This window comes from Treponema vincentii (assembly GCF_010365865.1).
Classification (GTDB): domain Bacteria; phylum Spirochaetota; class Spirochaetia; order Treponematales; family Treponemataceae; genus Treponema.
Window position 1 is genome coordinate 2,130,087 of sequence record NZ_CP048020.1, and the last position, 21,915, is coordinate 2,152,001.

At 45.9% G+C, this 21,915-nt stretch carries 18 protein-coding genes and 1 tRNA gene; 5 read left to right on the plus strand and 14 right to left on the minus strand.

From position 1 onward, the window contains the following. Positions 1 to 61: 61 nt before the first annotated feature. The 5 genes from GWP43_RS09955 to GWP43_RS09975 form a co-directional block, all read right to left on the minus strand. The gene (locus tag GWP43_RS09955; protein ID WP_162664023.1) at positions 62 to 1,204 is read right to left on the minus strand and encodes a sodium ion-translocating decarboxylase subunit beta; all 1,143 of its coding nucleotides are present in this window, start codon (positions 1,202 to 1,204) and stop codon (positions 62 to 64) included. A gap of 10 nt (positions 1,205 to 1,214) precedes the next feature. Further along, positions 1,215 to 1,610 (minus strand): biotin/lipoyl-containing protein, encoded by a 396-nt coding sequence (locus GWP43_RS09960; protein WP_162664024.1) that lies wholly within the window; start codon positions 1,608 to 1,610, stop codon positions 1,215 to 1,217. A 25-nt stretch (positions 1,611 to 1,635) separates the two neighbouring features. Next, positions 1,636 to 1,947 (minus strand): OadG family transporter subunit, encoded by a 312-nt coding sequence (locus GWP43_RS09965; RefSeq protein WP_162664025.1) that lies wholly within the window; start codon positions 1,945 to 1,947, stop codon positions 1,636 to 1,638. Positions 1,948 to 2,132: 185 nt separating this feature from the next. Further along, positions 2,133 to 3,341: a sodium/glutamate symporter gene (gene gltS, locus GWP43_RS09970; protein WP_162664026.1), complete on the minus strand. Its 1,209-nt coding sequence runs from the start codon at positions 3,339 to 3,341 to the stop codon at positions 2,133 to 2,135. Positions 3,342 to 3,393: 52 nt separating this feature from the next. Continuing rightward, positions 3,394 to 4,389 (minus strand): 2-hydroxyacid dehydrogenase, encoded by a 996-nt coding sequence (locus tag GWP43_RS09975; RefSeq protein WP_162664027.1) that lies wholly within the window; start codon positions 4,387 to 4,389, stop codon positions 3,394 to 3,396. 380 nt (positions 4,390 to 4,769) lie between these two features. Between GWP43_RS09975 and GWP43_RS09980 the strand changes: the two genes are divergently transcribed. From GWP43_RS09980 to msrB, 3 genes are all read left to right on the plus strand, one after another. Further along, a complete protein-coding gene (locus tag GWP43_RS09980; protein ID WP_162664028.1) occupies positions 4,770 to 6,872 on the plus strand; it encodes a methyl-accepting chemotaxis protein in 2,103 nt (700 codons plus the stop codon). A 19-nt stretch (positions 6,873 to 6,891) separates the two neighbouring features. Continuing rightward, positions 6,892 to 7,749, plus strand: coding sequence for an SPFH domain-containing protein (locus tag GWP43_RS09985; protein ID WP_162664029.1), 858 nt, complete (start codon positions 6,892 to 6,894; stop codon positions 7,747 to 7,749). A 119-nt stretch (positions 7,750 to 7,868) separates the two neighbouring features. After that, on the plus strand, positions 7,869 to 8,975 hold the full coding sequence (gene msrB / locus GWP43_RS09990) for a peptide-methionine (R)-S-oxide reductase MsrB (RefSeq protein WP_162664030.1): 1,107 nt from the start codon (positions 7,869 to 7,871) through the stop codon (positions 8,973 to 8,975). Between the two features lie 241 nt (positions 8,976 to 9,216). Here the strand turns inward: msrB and GWP43_RS09995 are convergent, their stop codons facing one another. From GWP43_RS09995 to GWP43_RS10030, 8 genes are all read right to left on the minus strand, one after another. Continuing rightward, complete coding sequence (locus GWP43_RS09995) at positions 9,217 to 11,109, minus strand: S1C family serine protease (protein WP_162664031.1); 1,893 nt, start codon at positions 11,107 to 11,109, stop codon at positions 9,217 to 9,219. Further along, complete coding sequence (locus GWP43_RS10000; protein WP_162664032.1) at positions 11,106 to 13,187, minus strand: tetratricopeptide repeat protein; 2,082 nt, start codon at positions 13,185 to 13,187, stop codon at positions 11,106 to 11,108. Before GWP43_RS10000 ends, GWP43_RS09995 begins: the two co-directional genes overlap by 4 nt. 1 nt (position 13,188) lies before the next feature. Next, complete coding sequence (tilS, locus tag GWP43_RS10005) at positions 13,189 to 14,640, minus strand: tRNA lysidine(34) synthetase TilS (protein ID WP_162664033.1); 1,452 nt, start codon at positions 14,638 to 14,640, stop codon at positions 13,189 to 13,191. Between the two features lie 84 nt (positions 14,641 to 14,724). Beyond that, entirely contained in the window at positions 14,725 to 15,363 is a 639-nt protein-coding gene (locus GWP43_RS10010; RefSeq protein WP_162664034.1) for a 50S ribosomal protein L25, read from the minus strand. A 132-nt stretch (positions 15,364 to 15,495) separates the two neighbouring features. Further along, a tRNA-Gln gene (locus GWP43_RS10015) sits at positions 15,496 to 15,568 on the minus strand. Between the two features lie 71 nt (positions 15,569 to 15,639). Then, entirely contained in the window at positions 15,640 to 15,900 is a 261-nt protein-coding gene (spoVG, locus tag GWP43_RS10020; protein WP_162664035.1) for a septation regulator SpoVG, read from the minus strand. 47 nt (positions 15,901 to 15,947) lie between these two features. Further along, positions 15,948 to 16,832, minus strand: a complete 885-nt coding sequence (gene ispE / locus GWP43_RS10025; RefSeq protein WP_162664036.1) for a 4-(cytidine 5'-diphospho)-2-C-methyl-D-erythritol kinase — start codon at positions 16,830 to 16,832, stop codon at positions 15,948 to 15,950. A 313-nt stretch (positions 16,833 to 17,145) separates the two neighbouring features. Next, a complete protein-coding gene (locus GWP43_RS10030; RefSeq protein WP_162664037.1) occupies positions 17,146 to 17,547 on the minus strand; it encodes an HIT family protein in 402 nt (133 codons plus the stop codon). A 159-nt stretch (positions 17,548 to 17,706) separates the two neighbouring features. On the opposite strand from GWP43_RS10030, the gene GWP43_RS10035 reads away from it, so the two are divergent. Further along, positions 17,707 to 19,629, plus strand: coding sequence for an AMP-dependent synthetase/ligase (locus tag GWP43_RS10035; protein WP_162664038.1), 1,923 nt, complete (start codon positions 17,707 to 17,709; stop codon positions 19,627 to 19,629). 76 nt (positions 19,630 to 19,705) lie between these two features. On the opposite strand, the gene GWP43_RS10040 is transcribed toward GWP43_RS10035, so the two are convergent. Next, positions 19,706 to 20,050, minus strand: a complete 345-nt coding sequence (locus GWP43_RS10040) for a hypothetical protein (RefSeq protein WP_162664039.1) — start codon at positions 20,048 to 20,050, stop codon at positions 19,706 to 19,708. Positions 20,051 to 20,299: 249 nt separating this feature from the next. On the opposite strand from GWP43_RS10040, the gene GWP43_RS10045 reads away from it, so the two are divergent. Beyond that, positions 20,300 to 21,862 (plus strand): 5'-nucleotidase C-terminal domain-containing protein, encoded by a 1,563-nt coding sequence (locus GWP43_RS10045; RefSeq protein WP_330997112.1) that lies wholly within the window; start codon positions 20,300 to 20,302, stop codon positions 21,860 to 21,862. Positions 21,863 to 21,915 lie beyond the last annotated feature (53 nt).

Here is a 21,915-nt window from a genome sequence, read left to right on the forward strand (position 1 = left end):
GCGATAAGCTCCATTCATACAGAGAGGGAACGCCGATAACATCGGTATTCCCTCTGCATTATTACTTTCCAAAGATCAACATAAAATAACCGGCCGCAACCGCAGAACCGATAACACCGGCCACATTCGGCCCCATCGCATGCATGAGCAAGAAGTTCGTCGGATTTTCGGATGCGCCTACCGTTTGCGAAACACGCGCAGCCATCGGCACGGCGGAAACACCGGCAGAACCGATTAATGGGTTGATTTTTCCACCGGTAACAACATACAAAAGCTTTCCGAGCAAAACACCGCCGACCGTCGACATGCAGAACGCAAACAATCCCATAAAGATAATGCTAATCGTTTGCACTCGCAGAAACAACTCTCCGTTTGCCGTAGCGCCGACGGTAACACCAAGCATAATCGTAACAATATTGATCAATGCGTTTTGAGCCGTATCGGATAAGCGCTGTACAACACCGGATTCTCTAAAGATATTGCCTAACATCAGCATGCCAAGCAGTGGAGCAACCGAAGGTAGCAACAACGAGGTAAATAAAACCGTTCCGATCGGGAATACAATTTTTTCCGTCTTACTTACCTTCCGCAACTGTTTCATCTTAACAGCACGCTCTTTTTTGGTGGTTAATAGCTTCATAATCGGCGGCTGAATCAACGGAATCAGCGCCATATACGAATACGCTGCAACGGCGATCGGCGCCAGCAGTTCGGGAGCTAAGTTGTTTGCAATATAAATAGAAGTAGGATCATCGGCGCCGCCAATAATAGCAATAGCGGCAGCCTGCTTTGCCGTAAAAATCGGTAAAGCACTGGCAGCCATAAAGGTGATATAAATGCCGAACTGCGCCGCCGCTCCGAGCAACAAGCTAATAGGGTTGGCGATAAGCGGCTCGAAATCGGTCATTGCGCCTATCCCCATGAATATTAAGCATGGGAAGAGGTTACTCTTGATACCGCTATAAATAATCCGCAGTACACCGGACGTATACCAAGGCTCTGCTTCCTTCATCAAATCCGCTAACGGTAAATTCGTCAAAAACATACCGAAAGCAATCGGCAACAGCAGCAACGGTTCAAACTGCTTGACGATAGCTAAATAAATTAAAACGAACGAGATGAGAAACATCACAAGCTGCTGCCATGTCAACGCAGCAAAGCCTGATTGTTGCATCATCGCCCCTATAACCTTAATGAATTCCATGCAGTGCCCCTTATTTAACCTCTACCAATACGGTATCAGTATCGACGGCATCTCCTTTCTTTACCCTGACAGCAGCCACGGAACCGGCAACTTCGGATACGATTTCGGTTTCCATCTTCATGGCTTCCAAAATAACAACCACTTGACCGACGGAAACTGCATCGCCTTCTTTTACTTTTACATCAAGGACGGTGCCGGGCATCGGGCTGACTACGGAACCGGCAGAAGCTGTGGGAGCCGACGTAGGTACCGCGGGTTGCGGGGTAACAGGTTGAGCAACGGGAGCTGCTTGAATGGCGCGAGACACCCGCTCTGGAGGACGCCGTGATAAAGATGAAGAGCCGCTCCCGACTCTTTCCACTTCAACTTCATATTTTTCACCATTTACAGTGACTACATAATTCATACGAAACACTCCTTCTCTTTATGACCTATAGTTTCTTAATACTCGTAATTACGAACGAATTCAAAGGCTCGCGCCTTTCTTCGCTAATAGCGGCTGCAATAACTGCAACTTTTACCGCTTCGGCACCCGCTGAAGACTTTGTATTCACGGCTGTAGGGGTCGCTGTTGCAGGGGCTGCTTGAGGTTTGGTAGGTAATTTTTTCTCTAAGCCCGAAATAACTTTCGAAACAATCATAACGTAAATCGCTAAGAAGATTAGAGATAAAAACACAATACCAAGCCCAAGCAAAGATGACAACAAGCTCGTAACAAAGCTTATGTACTCTGTTGTGATCATTCATACCTCCTATAAGGAATAAATAGCTTGAAAAAGCATCCCGGATAATAGCTTTATCACTATCATAATACAAAAAGTGCTTCACTGTCGAGACAGCAAAGCACTTTTCATCTGTTCTAGGGTATCTCTAAAAGTTTGGTTCGATTTTTAGAAGACCCCTCACAATAGATAGGTTCCCGTCAAAATTATCCGACGAAGATGCTGGTAAAGGTCTGAATAATAAACGCATTAACAAAGTCGATAAACAGCGAACCTACAAGCGGAACAGCCAAGAAAGCCTTCGTCGAGAAACCGTTTACGGAAGTAAAGGCTTCCATGTTTGCAATAGCGTTCGGAGTAGCTCCCATACCGAAACCGCAGTGGCCGGTTGCCATAACCGCTGCATCGTAATCCCGTCCCATAAGGTTGAAAGTAACGAAATAGGCAAACAAGCCCATAACAACCGTCTGCACCAGCAGGATAACGATAAGCGGAATTGCCAAGTCTGCCAACTCCCACAACTTCATTGACATCAATGCAATAGCCAAGAAGAAGGAAAGGCATACGCTTCCGATAATACCGATTTCGTCGATAGGCGTTTTGTTAGGCGTTGCATCTACAATATTACGCATAATAGCAGCAAGAAGCATCGGAATAAGATATGCCGGCAAAGACAATCCCGCTTTTTTAATAAGCGGCGTAATAAGACCACCGACACCCATTGCAATACCGATCATACAAGCTGCTTTAAAGAAAGATTTCTCGGTCATAGTAGCTTTCTGAGCGAGAGTCTCTTCATTCTCAGCTTGCTGTTGAGCCTCTTTTGCGTTTCCTTCTTTGCACACAAGGTTGTGCTTATCCTTTAAGCGTTTTGCAATCGGCCCGCCGAGTAAACAGCCTGCTACCAAGCCATACGTTGCCGAGGCAATTGCGACAACCGTAGCGCCTGAAACACCCCGTTCTTCCAAATAAGGTCCGAAAGCGCCCGACGTACCATGTCCGCCTGTCAACGGGATTGAACCCGCCGCCAAACCGATACCGGGATTAAGCCCGAACACTTTTGCCAAAGCGATGCCGACACCGTCTTGCACAACACAGAGCACTGCCGCTGCGGCCAAGAACAGGAGCGTTGCAATGCCGCCCTTTTTCAATGCGGAAACACTCGCCAAAAATCCGACGCTGGTAAAGAACACAACCATAAAGAAATTCTTTAAATTTCCGTCAAAAGTAAATGTAAACAGTCCCAGATTATGGCCTATCAACATTACAATTGAAAACAGCGTTCCTCCGATAACCGGCGCAGGAATATAGTATTTCTGCAAAAACCCGACTTTTGCTTTAATACCGCTTCCCAACAGGTACAGTATGATCGCCAGTCCCAACGTTAGATACATATCAAACGTAAATGTAATCATCTTTATTACCTCCTCATACAGATGCATTTACTGTAGCACACTATGCAGCGAATTACTGGATTTTATTTTTACAATCTCCGGTGTCGAGATATTCTTTTATGTTATCAAAAGTTGTTTCGATCATATTCAATGCAGCCTCATCGGTATAGGAACCTACGTGCGGCGTAATGATAACCTTCGGATACATATCGATCAGTTTTTCGAAAGCAGGCACAGGCAAGGTCTTACCTTTGAAATCTTTAAAGAAAATTTCAACCTCATTTTCCAACGTATCGATACCTGCACCATATATCTTTCCACTTTCCAGCCCTTCGACCAGCGCATCGGTATCGACAAGCTCTCCCCGTCCTGTATTAATAAGGATGACGTTATCCTTCATCTTAGCAATTGCTTCTTTCGTGATGATCTTCCCGTTTTCCTTAATATACGGAGCATGGAGCGTGATAATGTCGGACTTTGCAAGCACTTCATCCAGAGACATCTGCGTTACGATGTCCTCCACCCCGGTTTTCGGGAAAATATCAAAACCGATAACATTTGCGCCTAAGCCCTTAAACAGTTTGGCTGCCGTCATACCGATTCGTCCCAATCCGAGTACACCGACCGTACAATTCCGTACTTCGCGCGAGAACATCTGCTTGTCGACGATAAAGTTCTTATCTTTTGTTTTGTTTCCGGTATAGGTAACATTCCTCAATAGCGTCATTGCCAAAGTCAGTGCCAGTTCCGCGATTGCATTTGGAGAATAAAACGGCACATAAGCCATTTTAAAGCCTAGTTCTTTTGCGTATGGTATATCGATATGGTTAACACCCACCGTTCGGGTCAATACGTATTTAACGCCAAGCTCTTTGTAGATATCTAACCGCTCCTTTGTCGCAAAGCAGTTTCCGCGTAATACGACAACGTCATGCCCTGCTGCCTTTTTGGCGGTCGCCTCGTCGGTTAAATATTCGGGAATTAACGTCATTTCGTACCCGAATTTCTTATTTACCGCCTCAAAGATAGGCCGTTCGACATCACGTACGCCATAAAAAATAATTTTCATGTTACAGTGCCTCCTTATATTACATACACCGAAAAAAGCGCAACCACCATTCCGTCAATCAATAGTAAACACACTTATCCATCTATCGATAAATCTATAAATGAAAACACTAACTGCTTATATATATTGATATAGCGAATTATGATGTTCATACTCATTCCGGTATTGTTTAATCTTACAATGCCTCTATTGAGTTGTCAAGAAAATAAATAAATTTATTTTTATATGACCGACAATATCAAGACTATTCTAAACATTTAGTGTCGTATTACCATGCAGAAGCATAGACAGCCATAAGCAAAAGGACTAAAATACATCCGATGTAGTCGGATCATGTAGATACAAAATTACACCCACGTTTGGAAAGGAGCCCTACCCTTATGGAAAAAACAGCACCGAAACGGTTTCCAATCCGCTATAAGCTCATCCTTATTTTCGGTCTTTTGGTAGTAGTTGCCGGCATTACAGAGGCAGTCCTTGCTATTCACATCGCACGCAAAGCCGTAACCGAGAGAGTCGAAACACATTTAACAGACAAAGCGGTAGACATTGCGAATATTATCGACGGAAGAATAACCGCACTCTATCAATTCCTTAACGGCATTGCCCGTATGCCTTTTTTAACCGACCCCGCATATTCGTATCAAGAACGAGTTGTACTCTTACAAGAAGAGGCTGCAGCAAACAGTAAAATTATTGAATTAGATATAACCGATCCCAATGGTACATTCTATTATGCGGGAAATACCGTTCAAGTAGGCGACAGGGTATGGTTCCAAACAGCCCTTTCGGGAACCCCCTTTATTTCAGAACCGTATAGAGAACGAGCCAAGGGAACACTTGTCATCACGCTTGCAGTTCCCATATTCGACGAAACCCATCATGTACACAGCGTTCTTTCGGCAGATGTCAGCGGATTGCTCCTTACACAAAATATCGAAGATATTGCCGTCGGCAAAAGCGGGTTTTGTTATATTATCGGTTTAACGGGAACTACCATCGCCGATAGGGACGCTTCTTTAGTGGAGTCGCTGTTTAATGCTTCCGAGTCGGGGAAAACCGATACAAGCTTGGCCAGCCTCGGAACATTTGAACAAATTGCTCTAAAAGCGCAAAAACCTGCTATTGGTCATTATGAATATAAAGGAATTTCAAAAATAGCCGCATACGCAAAAAGCAATATCTCAGGATGGACGATTGTTGTTAATGCGCCTTATAATGAATTTATGGGGACAGTCAATTCGATGAGTATCACAATGATGACTATCGGTATTTGTATATTTATAACGGCTCTTATCATCGTCTATTTTGTCGCTCTTAAATTGGTAAAACCTGTTCAGACAGCAGTCTATGCATTAAAAGATATCTCGCAAGGTGAAGGAAATTTAACGGTCAGACTACCGATTACGGGTAATGATGAAGTGACCGACATGTCCGAATACTTTAACCAAACCATTGAGAAAATCGGCAATTCGATCAAATCCATCGGAATAAGCAACGCCGAAATGGAAGCTATTGGTAATAAGCTTGCAAGTGATATGGTACAAACTGCAAGTGCAGTAAATACAATCAGCTCCAATATCGAAGGCGTTAAACAACAAGCACTCACGCAGGCGGCAAGCGTTACCGAAACGGCAGCAACCGTTGAAGAAATTATCCGTGCCATAAAACAACTTAACAGCAATATCCAAACTCAAGCGACGAGCGTTGCGCAGTCTTCATCTTCGATTGAGCAAATGGTAGCAAATATCGCGTCCATTACCGGTACGCTCGAAAAGGCAAACGGAGCGGTAAAGAGCCTCGCAACCGCAACCGATGACGGTAAAACAACACTCGTAACGTCAAATACCGTAACACAAAAAATTGCCGAAGAATCCGGTTCGCTGATGGAAGCCTCAAGTGTTATTCAGCATATTGCATCACAAACAAACTTGCTTGCAATGAATGCAGCCATCGAAGCGGCTCATGCGGGAGAGGCGGGGAAGGGTTTTGCCGTTGTCGCGGATGAAATTAGAAAGCTAGCGGAAGATTCCGCCATGCAAGGAAAAAACATAACAACGACGCTTAAAACACTCAGCGGTGAAATCGAGACGCTTTCCGCCTCTTCCAAAACCGTAGAAGAAAAATTCAATGCTATCTTTCATTTAGCCGGGCAAGTAAAAGATATGAGCGATACACTTACCCACGCAATGCGCGAACAGGAGAACGGCAGCAAAGAAGTACTGGCTGCTATTAAGAATATCAATATGGTGACTACGGAGGTACAAGCCGGATCCGAGGAGATGCTGAAAGGAGGGGAAAGTGTCGCAGAAGAAATGCGGAAGCTCGATGATCTTACCCGCATCATCACTGATGGCATGAACGAAATGGCTGCGGGAGCAGTACAGATCAATAATGCCGTTCAAGAAGTAAATGACATAACACAGAAGAATAAACGAAGTATTGAAAATCTAACAAAAGAAGTAGGCAAGTTTAAAGTCTAACCAGCAGAAGAGGATAAATATGAAGAAGGTATGTATTATCACGGTAATTGTACTCGCATGCGCGACATCGGTGTTCTTTTTCGGGTGGACACAATTTTCGGTTCCTGCAGGGAAATACGGTATCATGCTGTCGAAGTCGGGGGGATATTATCCCCAAGCGATTATGCCCGGGAATTTTACCTGGCGATGGGAGCGGATTGTTCCCACAAATGCACAGATACTGGTATTTGACCTTACGCCGCGGCAAGTAAATTATGCGGCAGACGGTATGCTCCCGTCGGCAGACCGATACGCCAAAGTATTGAATACAAAAGATGATTTTTCATGGGCGTTTGGTATCGATGCTCTCGTTACCCTGAAAGCCGAACAGCTGGTGCCGGTTGTGGAAAAAAATACCATACAAACGCAGGAAGCGCTTGAATCGTACATCGATTCGCATATACGTGCAATACTGCAAACAATTATGTATCGCTATATTTCGGAACTGATCGACAATCCCTACGAATATCAGCAAGTAAAAACCGATTATCATCTGCTTTCAGAAAAGCTCAGAGGCGAACTTGTAAAAACAATCGGTCAAGATTTCTCCGTCGAAGCTGTTACTTTAACGAAACTCACCATTCCCGATATCCATACCTATAAGATTGCGGAACAAGCTTATAACACGTATGAACAACAGCGCGAAATGCTTTTGGCGGAAACAGCCGCAAAAGAAGCACAATACGCAGCATCGGAGCAGTTCCAGATAGATCGGCTGACAAAATGGGGAGACTTTCTGGCGAAATACCCGAATATCATCGAACTGATTGCCGTCGCACAACAGGATTCCAAAGCAGCGCTCAACGCTTTAAAATCCTTAGAAAAAAAACAGGAATAATTACGAATTTGTAACTCAATATTATAGCTTTTTGTTCATTATAAGACTACCGTTTGGTAGGTCATACCGACCTCCCGAACGGATATTTCCAATCGAATATAACAAGGAGCTAAAAAATTATGGTTCATAAACGTATTCATTTAGCGGTACCACTCTGCATTGCCCTGGCTCTCTGCAGCTGCGGGAAAGCACAAGCCGAAGAAAAGCACAAACTACGAGACGAAAGTAACACACAGCCAACGAAAAACATCGGAAACGGAGGTTCATCTATGGTAACGGCAGGAAACATAAAAGAGATTTACTTGGCCGGAGGCTGCTTTTGGGGTGTTGAAGGATACTTCCGCCGGATTGCAGGCGTCGTTGAAACCGATACCGGATATGCGAACGGCACAACCGATACAACCGATTATCAGCGCATACATGGCACCGATCATGCCGAAACCGTCAAAATAACCTACAATACCGGCGTTATCGCACTCGAAGAGCTGTTGGAGCACTATTTCCGCATTATCGACCCGCTTTCCGTAAATAAGCAGGGAAATGACGTCGGCAGGCAATACCGTACCGGCATTTACTACACCGATAAAAAAGATGCACCGGTTATTCAAGCGTTTCTAAAACGGATGCAGGCAAAGTATGCACGCCCGCTTGCAGTAGAAACGGAACCGCTGCGGAACTTCGTATTGGCAGAAGACTATCATCAAGATTATCTTGAAAAAAATCCCAACGGCTACTGCCATATCAACTTAAACCTTGCCTCCGTACCGCTCCACGATGAAGCAAAATTCCAAGCACCTGATGCAAAACAGATTAAAGAACGGCTGACACCGCTGCAATATAGTGTAACACAGGAGAAAGCAACCGAGCGACCGTTTACCAGCGAGTATGATAAGTTTGAAGGAAAGGGAATTTACGTTGATGTTGTTACGGGAAAGCCGCTTTTTTCTTCGAGCGATAAATACGATGCAGGCTGCGGATGGCCGAGCTTTACCAAACCGATTACCTCGCAGGCGGTTGATTTTACGCCCGATGGCAGTCACGGTATGAACAGAGTTGAGGTTACCTCAAAAACCGGCGGCGCACATTTAGGCCACGTTTTTGACGACAGCCCGCAGGATAAAACAGGCTTGCGCTATTGCATCAACGGAGCATCACTGCGGTTTGTTCCCTACGAAGAAATGGATGCCGCCGGCTACGGAGACTATAAACAATACGTAACCGACTAAGGAAAACACATCAGGCTGTTTTTTAGCAACCCCGCAGAAGAATTGAGGCTGTTCAACCAGAGTTGAACCTCTTCGCGGTTCAAATGGTCTCACAGCCTCAATTCTTCTGCAATTCCGATTTACTCTGCCTGATGTGTTTTCCCATCTGTTGAAAAAAATGCGAAATTTTGGATAAAATTTCGCATAAGGCATAAGAAGAAAGCAATCGCTTTAAATATTTCTCATGCGGTTGCTTTTATTTCTAAAAGTATGACGGATTGTCTAGGTATGCCCAGATGTCCATAAAGGTATCGAGATAGGCGGACTTCCGGCGTTTGGTATAAATCCGGGTGAACAGGGCTTCTTCGGCTTTTTGCACTTCCATCTTATGGATTTCAAGGTAGTCTCCGGCGGAAAAACCTGTTTCATCGGCGTAGCTGCCGGGAATAACTTCCGTTATCCGAAAAGATTTTTTTCCACCGGCGCTTTCAAGATACATTCCATACGCCGGCAGCATAGCCCGCGCGCGACTATCCTTACGATACACCAGCTCGGCTGGCTGTTCGGGGCGGGCTTCCAGCTGTACATACCAATCCTGCCGCGTTTTTTCCCAACGGTGCTCCTTCCGTTCCGCCCCGCCCATATTGTCGGCGGCATCACTCGTAGCGCCCGCCGTATCGCCGGTGCTGATATGTGCGGTACCGACCGCGCTATTACCCGAGCTACCGATTGCATCGGGAGCAGTGCTGACGTTTGCATTTCCGGTAGTGCCTGCCGTATCGGCGTCCGAACCGGAAGAACGAGCATCATTTGTAGAAGAAGTATGCAGGGGTGCATAGCCTGAAACTTTAACGATAGTACCGGCGCTCAACCGCATCAGTTCGGCCTGCAGTGCTTCCAAACTGGGAACCGCCCGACCATTCAGATGAGTAATAACGGCACCGGCGGGAATAACAGACGCAGACGATCCCGGCACTGCATAGACCAGTTCCGTTCCTGCCGCCTGCTGCGGCGACTCCTTTACGGAAACCCCATAGCAGGACATCCATGCATGAACGGTTTCGCCGCCTGCATAGAGCTGAGGCAAGATAAGCCGCAGCAGTTCCACCGGTATTGCAAAGTTTAAGCCCTCGTTGCGCTCAAGACCGGCAAACACAATTGCCTGTACCCTGCCCGCCTCGTCGATAATCGGCCCGCCTGAGCTACCATGATTAACGGGCGCATCGATCTGCAATACGCTGCCTAAAGACAGAAGCCGCCGGTTTTGCGCCGACACAATACCGGAAGTAAGCGTCTGTTCCAATCCGGCGGGCGAGCCGATCGCATAGATTCTACTACCGATGTTTAAGTCTTCCGAAGAGCCGAGCTGAAAATACACTTCGGGATTAATCTCCGTTTTAAGAAGCGCGAGGTCGAATGTCGTATCCCAGCCGACTACCTTTGCCGGTATCCGCACCGTAGGATTTTCCGCACGCTTAATGTACACACGGGAAAATCCTTCGTATTCGGGATCAACTTCGCTTTGAATAACATGATAGTTTGTAATGAGATAGCCGTTAGCGTCGATAAAAAAGCCCGAACCGATCATCCGGTCGGCTCTCCCCAACCCTTTTTCAATCGTCATACCGCGGTCAACCCACACCGTTACAGTTCCTTTCATCATCTTTCGAACCGTTTCCAACGACGGCGCATCATGTACTCCGTCGGATAATCGGACAGTATCTTGAATTAGCGCATCAAATTTCTTTTCTTTCCATTTATCCCGCTGCGCTGACACGAGTTTTTCCTCACTCCACTGTGCAGGCGTATGCCCTAATACGGTGAGCGATCGGAATATTTTGAGCGCTTCATCCCATATACCGTTTTCGACAGCCTTAAAAAACAATTCTTCAACAGCGCTTTTGGAGTCTTGATACAACGTGTTTATTTCATCGGTACGTTCGGTATACAGCGTTAAACGCTTTGCCCGCAATAGGGCATCGAGCGGTTTTTCTGCGATAAGGCCGCGAACAGCTTCAATCTCCCGTGTTACGCTGCGACCGTCCGCGTAATTGACACTTTGAGAAAAAGAGGGTGTAACAGAGGTACAGGCGCCGAAAGTAACCAAAAGTACAATCAGTGCGGATATGTTATACAAAAACCGACCCAATCTCACTTTTGTCCCTCAACTTTCACAGGAGCTGCCCGATCGGGAATGCGCAACATTTGAACAAACACAGCGCCTTCGGAACGGACGGCATAGAGCTCATAACTTCCGATTAATATCGTCCGCGCTTCCACATCGGAATCGGTATCCTTGAACAACGCTGTCAGTTTTTCAGCGACTTTATCGGAAAAAGCGGGGCGCATTTCGAGCCAATATACATTATATGAAGGATCTTTTATCAGTGGCATACTCGTTTTGCCGATAGTCAAGCGTTCCGGGATTCCTTTTTTATAGTATACCGACACCGGCAGCCCCGAATACCGATGTTTCCACACCGTCTGAGCATTTCCCGACGGAAACTGCGTATACTGAATTTCCGGCGTTCCGTCTTCATTTTCATCCCAATTTTTTATAACCGTCCCATCCGTCTTGTAGAGTTCGTAATATTCAAACAACTTATTTTTATTGATATCAACCGAAATCTTATCGAGCTTTCCCTGTTTGCCATATTGCTCCAGCACTTCAAAAAATCCGTCGCCGTCATAGTCATACTCTTTTTGTGCAAGTACGCCGTTCCGGTACCGAGCAAGCGCAAGCGTTTGCGTCCCCGTCTTTATTTCAGCCGAAATAATCCGGCCATCTTCAAAGTGCATCCGCATAACCGCATTTGTATCAAACGGTGAAGGTTCTTCACTGTATAACACCGAAAAGATAAAATCATGCTCTTGCAGCAGGCGGGCATTGTTGCGTAACCGCAGCGTAAAGAAAGCCGGAGCTTCCGCATCGGTATCGCGCAGTCTTAAATCAAGTTCGGTCTGAGCAACCGGCTCCCATCGAAGTGCAAGCGGACGCATGATATACTCCCGCTTTTCCGCCTTTTGCACAATAGAATGTACTGCCGGATAGCTGTCATATTGGACGGCATAACCGTTCTTCGCCGTAACAATAAGATCGGGGGCGCCGAAATTGCACTGTATCCGATATTCATACACCTCATCCTGATTCAGATCGAAAAAGGCCGATACGGGGCGTCCCTGTTCAAAGAAAACAGCCGCATTAGAGATGCCGTCACCGTTATCGTCCTCTAAAAGTACGCCGCTAAAGATTTTAAGACGATTGCCAATCTCTTTTCGCATAGCATCCGTGCCGGTCAGCCGACATAACTCGATAAGCTGATCGGAATACAAGGCGGACACGGGTGCTTTAATATTTGCCGTTTGAGGCAGGTGGTCGGCAACAGTGGTACCAAAAAATTCTTTGACGGCGACCTTTTCATCGATAACGCCGTACCGGAGCTCCGCGAGCACCGCGGCAAGCTGCGTCCGTGCATCAAGCTTTTCGCTGTCTGCCGCATGCATATTACGGTACACTTTTAAACGGCGGCTGTTTTCCTGCGGGTTAGGGTCAAAGGGAGCTGCATACACTGCCAGCGACGGCTCCTGTTCAATCCAGACATAGAGTTGCTGCAAAAGAGAGTCGGCAAGTTTTTTCCCCGCGCGGGTCATCGCTTTATCCCGCTCCTGTAAAAAGAATAGCCGAGGGAACCGAACGTCAAAACTCCAACGGTTTAACGCAGTTTCGATTACCTCCCGCGCCTGCCCGTCACGCCCTAACCCATAGAGCGCAGAAGCGCGGTAAAAGTCACGGTCGGCGGAATCGAAGGCAAGTGAATCCAATACTTGAAGTGCTTCATTATAGCGTTCGGTTTCAGTATAAAGGCGGGCAAGGAGTAAAACGAGCTGGTTCCGATTATAGATACGCAGCTTTAATCCCTGCGTCAGAGCCGCTTCCGCAGCATCAAGACTTTGTGCGCGTATACCGTCCAACTGAATAAGGCATTGAGCCTTTAAATAAAAGAAGTCTGCAAAAGAATCGTCAAACGTCATGCCTTTTTCGACATATTCAAGAGCTTCCGCATAGTTTGCATCGGTATAGAGCGCGGCGGCCTTTTGCAAATATTGCAGCGCATACGAGGTATTCATTTGCTGTAATTCACGGTTTACCGTTTGCGAATACACTGCCGTTGCAGGTAGTAAAAATACCAGCAGCGTTTCTATTAAAAGGATCCGCTTTATAGTCTTGAGCATTCTATTGTTCCTCCACAAACCAGTTTTTATATCCAAGGAAGCTGCCATACAAGGCGCGTATACGAGTACGCCTCCAAATACAAGTGTCCTCTATGATAATCGGCAAAAGTTCGCGAGCAAGTGAATCAACCTGCCACTCATTTAAAATTTTTTTTACTTCTTTTAAATTCCCCGATTTCATTTGAATCCGATCGCTGCCGCGCCCGGACCTAACGGAAATGGGAAGTGTAAAAGGACCTACTCCGTTGCTTTTATCCTCGCTATCTCGTACAAAAATACCGTCGGCCGTATGATAAACTACCAACTGCCCCAAAGGATACGCATACTCGCCGCATTGCAGAATAGTAAGAAAGTATGACTTTTGATTATACAGCGTAAGATAGGCCGTGCTGTCAAAAAGCAGGATACGATCACCGCGGCGTTCCAAGCGGAGAGCGCCGGCAGCAGTAATCTTTGATCGAGTATCCGGTTGCTTTTCCATATGAGAAGCCACACATTCGGATGAAAGCCGAAGGAGTATGCCAAGCGGAACCCGTGTCCCGATACCGAGCCGGCGACACCCTTGTTCAAGTACCCTGAGCCGCAGCGCAGGATGAAGCGAATCGAAGAAATCCGCCGCGATTACAAGCGCACCGTGCTTGCATTGCGCCCAATTTGCCGCGTCGGCCACGCTGCTTGCATTGTCGGCCATACCGGTAAAGGTTTCGCGCGCAGTGGCCAGCGATTCCTCGCAAAATGAACGATCCAAGGCTATCCGTTGCAAAGTTTTATCCAATCCGGTGCGCCATCCGCCGAAGGTCGCAGCCAATGCCGGTACTAGATGGTGCCGGATTCGGTTGCGCAGATACGTATCTTCCGCATTGGTGGAATCCTCACGCCATACGATACCCTGCTGCCGTAAAAAGGCTTCTATATCGCTCCGTTCTACTGTAATAAGCGGGCGTAAATACCGTCCGCGCCGTATCGGCATTACGGATAAACTCGCCGTGTTGCCGCCTTGGACGAGCCGCATCAGTGCCGTTTCATATACATCACTGCGGTTATGCGCCGTTACAATATAGTCGGCACCAACGGAAGCGGCGGTTTCTTCAAAAAGCCGGTACCGAAGCGTACGTGCGGCATCCTCCATTCCACGATTGCGTTCTTTTGCATAACGCGCCACTTCTCCGGCGGGGATTTCCGCAATAACACAGGGTACCGGCGGCTCTAAACGGCTGCACAATTCGGCGACAAAGGCTGAATCGGCAGCGCTTTCTTCCGCACTGCGGATATTATGATTAACCGTAACGGCGGTTAATCGGCAGTGGAGCCGCGTCTGTAATTGATGAAAAGCTAATAGCAATGCCGTAGAATCCGCACCGCCTGAACACGTAAGAAGGAAACTATTCGGGTTATGTGTCAAAAATGATTTAAGATTATCAAAGACGGCATCGATAAGCGGATGAGAATACATACAATGAGAAAATAAAATGTTTTTGAGGAAAAGACAAGAACAGAAAAAAAGTGCAGGTGTAAGACCTGCACTGTAATGAGAAAATTAGGCTTTTGCGTCCGGGGTCGCAGCATCCGCGGGTGCGGCACCCTCTGCAGAAGCAGCTTCTTCTGTGGGTGCGGGAGCTTCTTCTTTAGCAAATTTAACCATTGCAACCGCCAAATCTGCATCCGTTAAAATTTTAACGCCTTCGGGAACTTTAATATCACGAACGTGAATTGCTTCGTTAGCACCGAGTTTTTCAACATCGACAACAATTCGTTCAGGCAAGTCGCGCGGCAAGCATTCAACTTCAAGTTCCGCAATACCGGTTTCCAAAACAGCGCCTTGACGGCATGCTTCAGGAGATCCTGAAAGTCGGATCTGAATTTTAGTCCGCAACAGTTGGCCGCGTTCAACGGCATAGAAATCAGCATGGAAAACTTTATCGCTTACGATATCATATTGATAATCTTTGATAAAAACTTCAAACTCGTCTTTCTCGTCAACCTTGACGGTAATAAGGGTACTCTCAGTAACTGTTTTGAATAATTTTTCAAAATCGCGATAGGGAACTTCAATAGCTGTTGAACGACCGGCATTATCATAAATAACAGCGGGTAAACGATTGGCTCTACGGCATTTTGCAGCAGCAGCTTTTCCAAAACCTGTCCGACGACAGGCTGTCAAAACTCTCTCTTCCATAATCAGGAACTCCTTTGCATATAAAGCAAACAAGAGGCTCCTTCCGTACGAAAAGCCCCTTTTTTTCTATTTACATTCATATAAAGTCAACACGGATTATTTTGCAACAAAATAATCCGTCTTTCCTTCAGACTGGGACGGTAGGATTCGAACCTACGGAATGACGGCACCAAAAGCCGTTGGCTTACCACTTGCCGACGTCCCATTATAAAAAACTGTACGTTTACGTACAGCAATTTCCAAATCTTTTACAAACCGATCTGCATAACGCCGATTTCAACTTTCAGCAGAAGTCTCGTATGCGGAAAGTATCTTTTCTTGCAGTACCGATCGGAATTCAGGCGTTATCGGATGCGCAATATCTTTATACGCCCCGGTCTTCGTTCTGCGGCTTGGCATCGCAACAAAAACACCCTTTTCTCCTTCAATCAGCTTCACATTGTGCAATACGAAGCAGTCATCAAAGGTAACGGTTGCATAAGCCTTTAATTTGCCTTCAGCTACAGTCTTCCGAATTTGGACATCAGTGATTGTCATACTATGCCCCTCCTTACGGTAGACTTATTATACACCGCAAAGTATTCTTAGGCAAGTAAAAGGAACGGTTTACACCAGCTCCATCTTTTTGCCAAGACTTGGAAAGCGGAAGCCATAAGGCTCTCAGAGCTAAACAATCCGAAAACAGCCGAACCCGACCCGCTCATCTGTGCAAATGCTGCACCTTGTTCGTAAAGCTCTTTACGCACACGACCGATAACGGGGTAGCGCTGCTCAAGCACCGGCTGAAAATCATTTACAAAACGCCATGTTTTAAACGGAGCCGTATACTGTGCAGCAAGCTTTTCATATCCCCACGCCTCACACTCGTGGGATAACGCTTCTTTTTGCTTGTCCAGCAGTTCATACGCTTCTTTCGTTGAGCTCTGTACATCCGGCCAAATCAATATGCCGAAACAATCAGTACGAGCCCGTATTGGTTCAAAGACCTCACCCCGTCCTGTAACAATTCCTGCCGAACTTTTTAGAAAGAACGGCACATCGCTTCCAACCTGTAAGGCGAGTGTTGTAAGCTCGGAATCGCTCAACGGCATCGCAAAAAGCTCATTTGCCGCTTTCAACAAAGCGGCCGCATCGGAAGAACCTGCCCCCAAACCACTCCCTGCAGGGAGATTTTTTATCAGCCGCACCCGAACACCGGTATCAACATCCGACACATTACAAAATGCTTTCCACGCTTCGGTTAAAGTGTTGCCCACCGGTAAAGGCATCAAAGGGGATTCAACCGTACAACTACGTGAATCGCTCGACTTTTCTAGAGAAAGATAATCCGCTATTGAAATACGCTGAAAAATACTTTCGAGGTTATGGAAGCCGTCTTTTCTTTTTGCCAGAACCTTTAGATGAATGTTAATCTTTGCATAAGCACAAAGACTAACCGCATCGGCACTCATGCTTGAAGCATTATTCATATAATATGAGTTTTGTCAATACTGCAATTTTTTTGAAAATATACGGTGCATCTACTTCGTTGCTGCGCACAAATTAATCCTCAACGTATCAAAGATACGTCTGCGGTTAATTTGTACTCGCGCCTTGTATCTGTACCGTCTGTTTTCAAAAAGCATTTGTTCTACCTAACCTCTTTATTTTACGATTTTGATCTATATTGTCTGATGCAGTTTGTCCTTCTTCTAAAACAAACCGTTCGAAATTTTAAGTAAAATTTCGAACAGAAGGAAGGCAACCGCTAAAAATATTTTCAATGCGGTTGCCCTGATACTCTTAGATTTTGAGCTTTTTGTAGGTTTCTTCGAGCGGGTGTACGGCACCACCGAATTTCGGGAAGCTCGGCACGGCATCACCTGATTTTCGCGGAATCAAATGTATATGCAGGTGAAAGACCGTCTGCCCTGCACATTGATTATTTGCATTGAGCATATTGACACCCTCGTATCCGCAGTCAGTCACGCAATGGTTGGCAACCTTTTTTACCGTATCCATTACATGATGAAGCGTTGCTTCATCCGCATCCAAGATATTTGTAACATGTTTTTTGGGGACGACCAGCATGTGACCGTCAACATCTTTTGCAATATCCATAAAGACAATTGTGTATTCATCTTCATAGACTTTCATGCACGGAATTTCGCCTTTAATAATCTTACAAAAAATACAATCATCCATCGTTAGCTCCTGTTATTTATTGTAAGAGGAAACCTCTTTGCCGTCAATCATACGTCTTGAACATCCTCTTTATTTTGCGGGGATATGCTCCAAAATGTCTGATGAGGTTACCCTCTTATCCAGCTTGACTGATTTTTTCTTTTATGCTAGCGTTTTGGCATGAACGACATCACAATGCCGCAATTGTTGCAACAAATTACAAAAAAATATCCGAATATTGCCGCTCAATATTCCAAGAATGAGCAAGGCGATTTTAATCCGCTCTCCTACACTGATGTTTTTGATCGGGTATTGAGTTTTGCAGGCGGACTGTTATCCCTCGGCATCACGCGGGGAGACAGAGTCGGCCTTATCGCAGATAACAGGAAAGAGTGGTACCATGCCAGCATGGGGATTATGACGATCGGAGCAGCCGATGTTCCGCGCGGCTGTGATGCAACCGAACAGGATTTGATACGTATTTTGTCCTTTGCCGAATGTACGGCTGCTGTCATAGAAAATCGGGATCAATTTATAAAAATTCTGAAAAATCAGCAGCAGTTTCCGCTGCTCAAAACGCTCATTGTGTTTGATCCTTTCGATATTCACGATGAAGAGCTCAAAACAAAGGGCAACACTTCCCGCTTTACAATGTACAGCTATGATGAGATTATCGAACGGGGTATGGGATATCGAAAAGCACACCCCGAAGCGGTTGAACAGGAGCTGGAAAAAGGCAGCGATACGGAAGTTGCTACGATCATTTTTACCTCCGGTACGACAGGCGAACCTAAGGGCGTTATGCTGACGCATAAAAACTTTATTGTGCAGCTGGATGACCTTAAAACGAGGGTTATCCTCTATCCCGGCGAAAAGGCCATTGTGGTACTGCCGGTATGGCATAGCTTTGAGCGACTCTGCGAATACGTTATCTTAGCTTCCGCCGCGGGGATGGTGTACTCCAAACCGGTGGGAAGCATCTTGCTTGCAGATATCGCAAAAACCAATCCGGCGCTGTTCCCATCGGTGCCGCGTATCTGGGAGTCCGTCTATACCGGTGTTTTTAAGGCAATGAAGCAGGCAGGCGGTATTAAGCAAAAACTGTTCAACTTCTTTGTCGCGGTAGGCTTGTTCCATGCACACCATGCACGGAATGTTAAAGGGCTTAATCCTCATTTTGTTTTTTATACGAAGATCACCCGTCCTATTATTTCCTTTATACCGTATCTTTTCTCCCTGCCGCTCTACGCGCTGGGTAACGTGCTCGTGTTTAAAAAGATCCGTACCAAACTCGGCACCGGCTTCCGGCAAGGGGTTTCAGGCGGAGGGGCACTACCGCCGAATATCGACGCGTTCTTCTGGGCTATCGGTGTAAGCGTTACCGAGGGCTACGGTTTAACCGAAACGGCACCGGTTGTGTCGGTTCGCCCACTCGGGCGCCCCGTATTCGGTACTATCGGGAAGCCGCTGTCATGTACGACGGTAAAGATTGTCGATGACAACGGGAAAGAGCTGCCGGTAGGTCAACTCGGTACCGTAATGATCCGCGGCACCAGCGTTATGAAGGGGTATTACAAGCGGCAGGATTTAACCGATGCGGTCATCGACAAGGACGGTTGGTTCGACAGCGGCGACCTCGGATTAAAAACGCTTGACGGCGAACTTATCCTACGTGGCAGAAAAAAAGATACGATCGTACTACGCGGCGGAGAAAATACCGAGCCGGTACCGATTGAAATGAAGCTGCAGGAATCACCATTCATCGCGCAAGCCGTAGTTCTCGGGCAGGATCAGCGCTTTTTAGGCGCACTCATTGTCGCAGACGAAACCGAGGTTAAAAGCTATGCGGCAGAGCAAGGGATATTGGCAGACTCATTTGAAGACCTGCTGGCAAAACCGGAAATCAAGAAACTTTTTGAGCGACAGATCGCTTCGCTGATAAACCATGAAAACGGCTTTAAACTGTTTGAACGAATCAATCGTTTTGTACTCCTTGCCAAACCTTTTGAAGCAGGCGTAGAACTCTCGGCAAAGCAGGATGTAATGCGCTATAAGATCACGTCGTTATATAGTAATCAAATTGATAGTTTATTCGCTGATTAAATAGAAAGGCTTTTCCATCGCAGCCGCGATCTGTAACGTTAGAGATTGTATCAGCTTCTTTGGCCGAAAACGACCTTCATATTCTATAGTGAGCCTCAATTTCTTGTAAGATATTTAATGAGTACATATCTTTTGCGAGTTTTTCCTTCAAAATATAAAGGTTTTGAAGGAAGCCTTTAGGGATTTCTGTGGTATCACTTTTTCGTATAAGTGAATACAAAAGCTCAATACATTCGGTACATAAATAGGGGTTTGTTTCAGACTGTATAAAAAACACAACTTCCATTATAGCGCTAAAGGCATCTTCTGCAGTAAATGCAGTATCTATTTTATCCCGTGCTTTTGCAAAAAACCATTCATCTTTTTGCAGCTCTGTTTGCCAATTGAGCTGTAAATCTTTAAGCACTTCATTTATTTTCATGTTTATTCCTATATATGCGGTATTATACAGCATATCATTCTTAATTAACATAAGAAATCCAATCATTATACAACAGCGTCATATCTTTTTATTTACGCCATGGTTTATAGAGGTTTTCCTTATAACTTTTTCTCTCTTTTTTCCTTGCATTTTTTCTGTATCCGTTTTACACTACAAAGTACAAGGAGTATGCAAATGACGCAGAAAAAGGTTTTTAAAACGCTGTTTGTTGCATTGGCGGCTGTATTTATGCTGTTCTCGTCGTGTAAAACGACTGAGCCGGAACATATTCCCGCACCCGTACCGATGCAATACAGCGCTATTGAAGCAACAGCGCCGGCTAATCAGGTGGATGTGATCTTGTTTAACGACTTCCACGGTAACGTTGCAGAAGATGCCCGTCCCGGTAAAGGAAAAAATGCCGGTATGGCAAAGCTGCTCGGCTATGTGCACACCACACAAAGGGAAAACCCGAATACGATTGTCGTAGCAGGCGGTGATAACTATCAAGGTACTGCAATTTCCAATTTGACCTACGGTGCACCGGTTTCCGCAATGATGAAGGCAATGGGCGTATCGGTATGCGCAGTCGGAAACCACGAATTCGACTGGGGCGTAACGCACATGAAGGAATGGCAGAAAGACGGCAATTTTACCTTCTTGGCGGCAAATATCGTCGACAAAAACACCAAGAAGCCTGTCTCGTGGGCAAAGCCGTACGCGATTATCACTAAAGGCGGTTATAAAATTGCGTTTGTCGGTTTAGCTCATCCCGATACGGTCAGTTTAACAAAAGCGGAACATGTCAGCGGTTTAGAGTTTACCGATCCCGTTAAAGCCGGACAGCAATGGGTTGATTACCTATTGGCCGGAAAAGCAAAAGAAGGGAAACCGGATGCCATTATCGCATTAACTCACATAGATTCCGATCAGAAGGGTGAAGAAATCACTGGAAATGCAGTCGCGCTTGCTCAAATTAAGGGCTTAAACGCGATATTGTCAGCTCACAGCCATCGACCGGTACAGGGCGCTGTAGACGGTATGCCGATTATGCAAGCTTACTGCTACGGACGCGCAGTTGGAAAACTCAGCATCACCTTTGATGAAAATAAAAATATCGCTTCGATCACTCCTACCCTTGATGAAATTTGGAAGCACAAAGACACTATCGTCGAGGATGAAGCTGGAAAAGCTATTTATGCGAAATACGATGCAGACTTAAAACCGATCTTGAGCAAAGTAATCGGTACCGCAGCCGGTGAGTTTACCCATGAAAGAAAGGATAAGGGCAGCAATACCTTGCTCGGCGTATGGGCAGCAGAAGTACAACGGAAAGTTGGAAAAGCCGATATTGCTATCCAGAACGGAGGCGGATTACGCAGAACGCTTGCAGCGGGAAATATTACCGTCGGCGATCTGTACGAAATCATGCCGTTCGACAATTTCTTAGTCACCTTCGACCTTAGCGGAGCGGAAATCAAAAAGGCAATTGATCACGGTATTATGAACCCGAATATCACAGACGGACAGTTTGCGGGGTTAAAGGTTGAATACGACGGCACCAAACCTTTTGAAAGCAGAGTCACTTCTATCGCATTAGCCGATGGAACTCCGCTCGATATGAACAAAACATATAAGGTTGTTGTCAATGACTTTATGTTTACCGGTGGTGATAAATACGATTTCTCGAAGGCAACGAACGTCGTCGAAACATATATTCCGATTCGTGATGCCCTAATCGACGAAATTAAAGCGGCAAAGACTATTACGCCGAAGGCTCCGGATTACATCAAAGATATCAGCAAAAATTAAAAGGAAGTCCTTATACACAATGGAACAAGCAATGTATGTTCACATGCATTGCT

What these genes read in the sequence shown, in the direction of transcription:
- GWP43_RS10010 (WP_162664034.1), bottom strand. Translation starts at nt 15,363, where the DNA reads ATGGAAGAGAGAGTTTTGACAGCCTGTCGTCGGACAGGTTTTGGAAAA.
- GWP43_RS09960 (WP_162664024.1), bottom strand. Translation starts at nt 1,610, where the DNA reads ATGAATTATGTAGTCACTGTAAATGGTGAAAAATATGAAGTTGAAGTG.
- gltS (WP_162664026.1), bottom strand. Translation starts at nt 3,341, where the DNA reads ATGATTACATTTACGTTTGATATGTATCTAACGTTGGGACTGGCGATC.
- GWP43_RS10035 (WP_162664038.1), top strand. Translation starts at nt 17,707, where the DNA reads ATGAACGACATCACAATGCCGCAATTGTTGCAACAAATTACAAAAAAA.
- GWP43_RS09975 (WP_162664027.1), bottom strand. Translation starts at nt 4,389, where the DNA reads ATGAAAATTATTTTTTATGGCGTACGTGATGTCGAACGGCCTATCTTT.
- GWP43_RS10000 (WP_162664032.1), bottom strand. Translation starts at nt 13,187, where the DNA reads ATGCTCAAGACTATAAAGCGGATCCTTTTAATAGAAACGCTGCTGGTA.
- GWP43_RS10030 (WP_162664037.1), bottom strand. Translation starts at nt 17,547, where the DNA reads ATGGATGATTGTATTTTTTGTAAGATTATTAAAGGCGAAATTCCGTGC.
- tilS (WP_162664033.1), bottom strand. Translation starts at nt 14,640, where the DNA reads ATGTATTCTCATCCGCTTATCGATGCCGTCTTTGATAATCTTAAATCA.
- GWP43_RS09965 (WP_162664025.1), bottom strand. Translation starts at nt 1,947, where the DNA reads ATGATCACAACAGAGTACATAAGCTTTGTTACGAGCTTGTTGTCATCT.
- GWP43_RS09955 (WP_162664023.1), bottom strand. Translation starts at nt 1,204, where the DNA reads ATGGAATTCATTAAGGTTATAGGGGCGATGATGCAACAATCAGGCTTT.
- msrB (WP_162664030.1), top strand. Translation starts at nt 7,869, where the DNA reads ATGGTTCATAAACGTATTCATTTAGCGGTACCACTCTGCATTGCCCTG.
- GWP43_RS10040 (WP_162664039.1), bottom strand. Translation starts at nt 20,050, where the DNA reads ATGAAAATAAATGAAGTGCTTAAAGATTTACAGCTCAATTGGCAAACA.
- GWP43_RS09985 (WP_162664029.1), top strand. Translation starts at nt 6,892, where the DNA reads ATGAAGAAGGTATGTATTATCACGGTAATTGTACTCGCATGCGCGACA.
- spoVG (WP_162664035.1), bottom strand. Translation starts at nt 15,900, where the DNA reads ATGACAATCACTGATGTCCAAATTCGGAAGACTGTAGCTGAAGGCAAA.
- GWP43_RS09980 (WP_162664028.1), top strand. Translation starts at nt 4,770, where the DNA reads ATGGAAAAAACAGCACCGAAACGGTTTCCAATCCGCTATAAGCTCATC.
- ispE (WP_162664036.1), bottom strand. Translation starts at nt 16,832, where the DNA reads ATGAATAATGCTTCAAGCATGAGTGCCGATGCGGTTAGTCTTTGTGCT.
- GWP43_RS10045 (WP_330997112.1), top strand. Translation starts at nt 20,300, where the DNA reads ATGCTGTTCTCGTCGTGTAAAACGACTGAGCCGGAACATATTCCCGCA.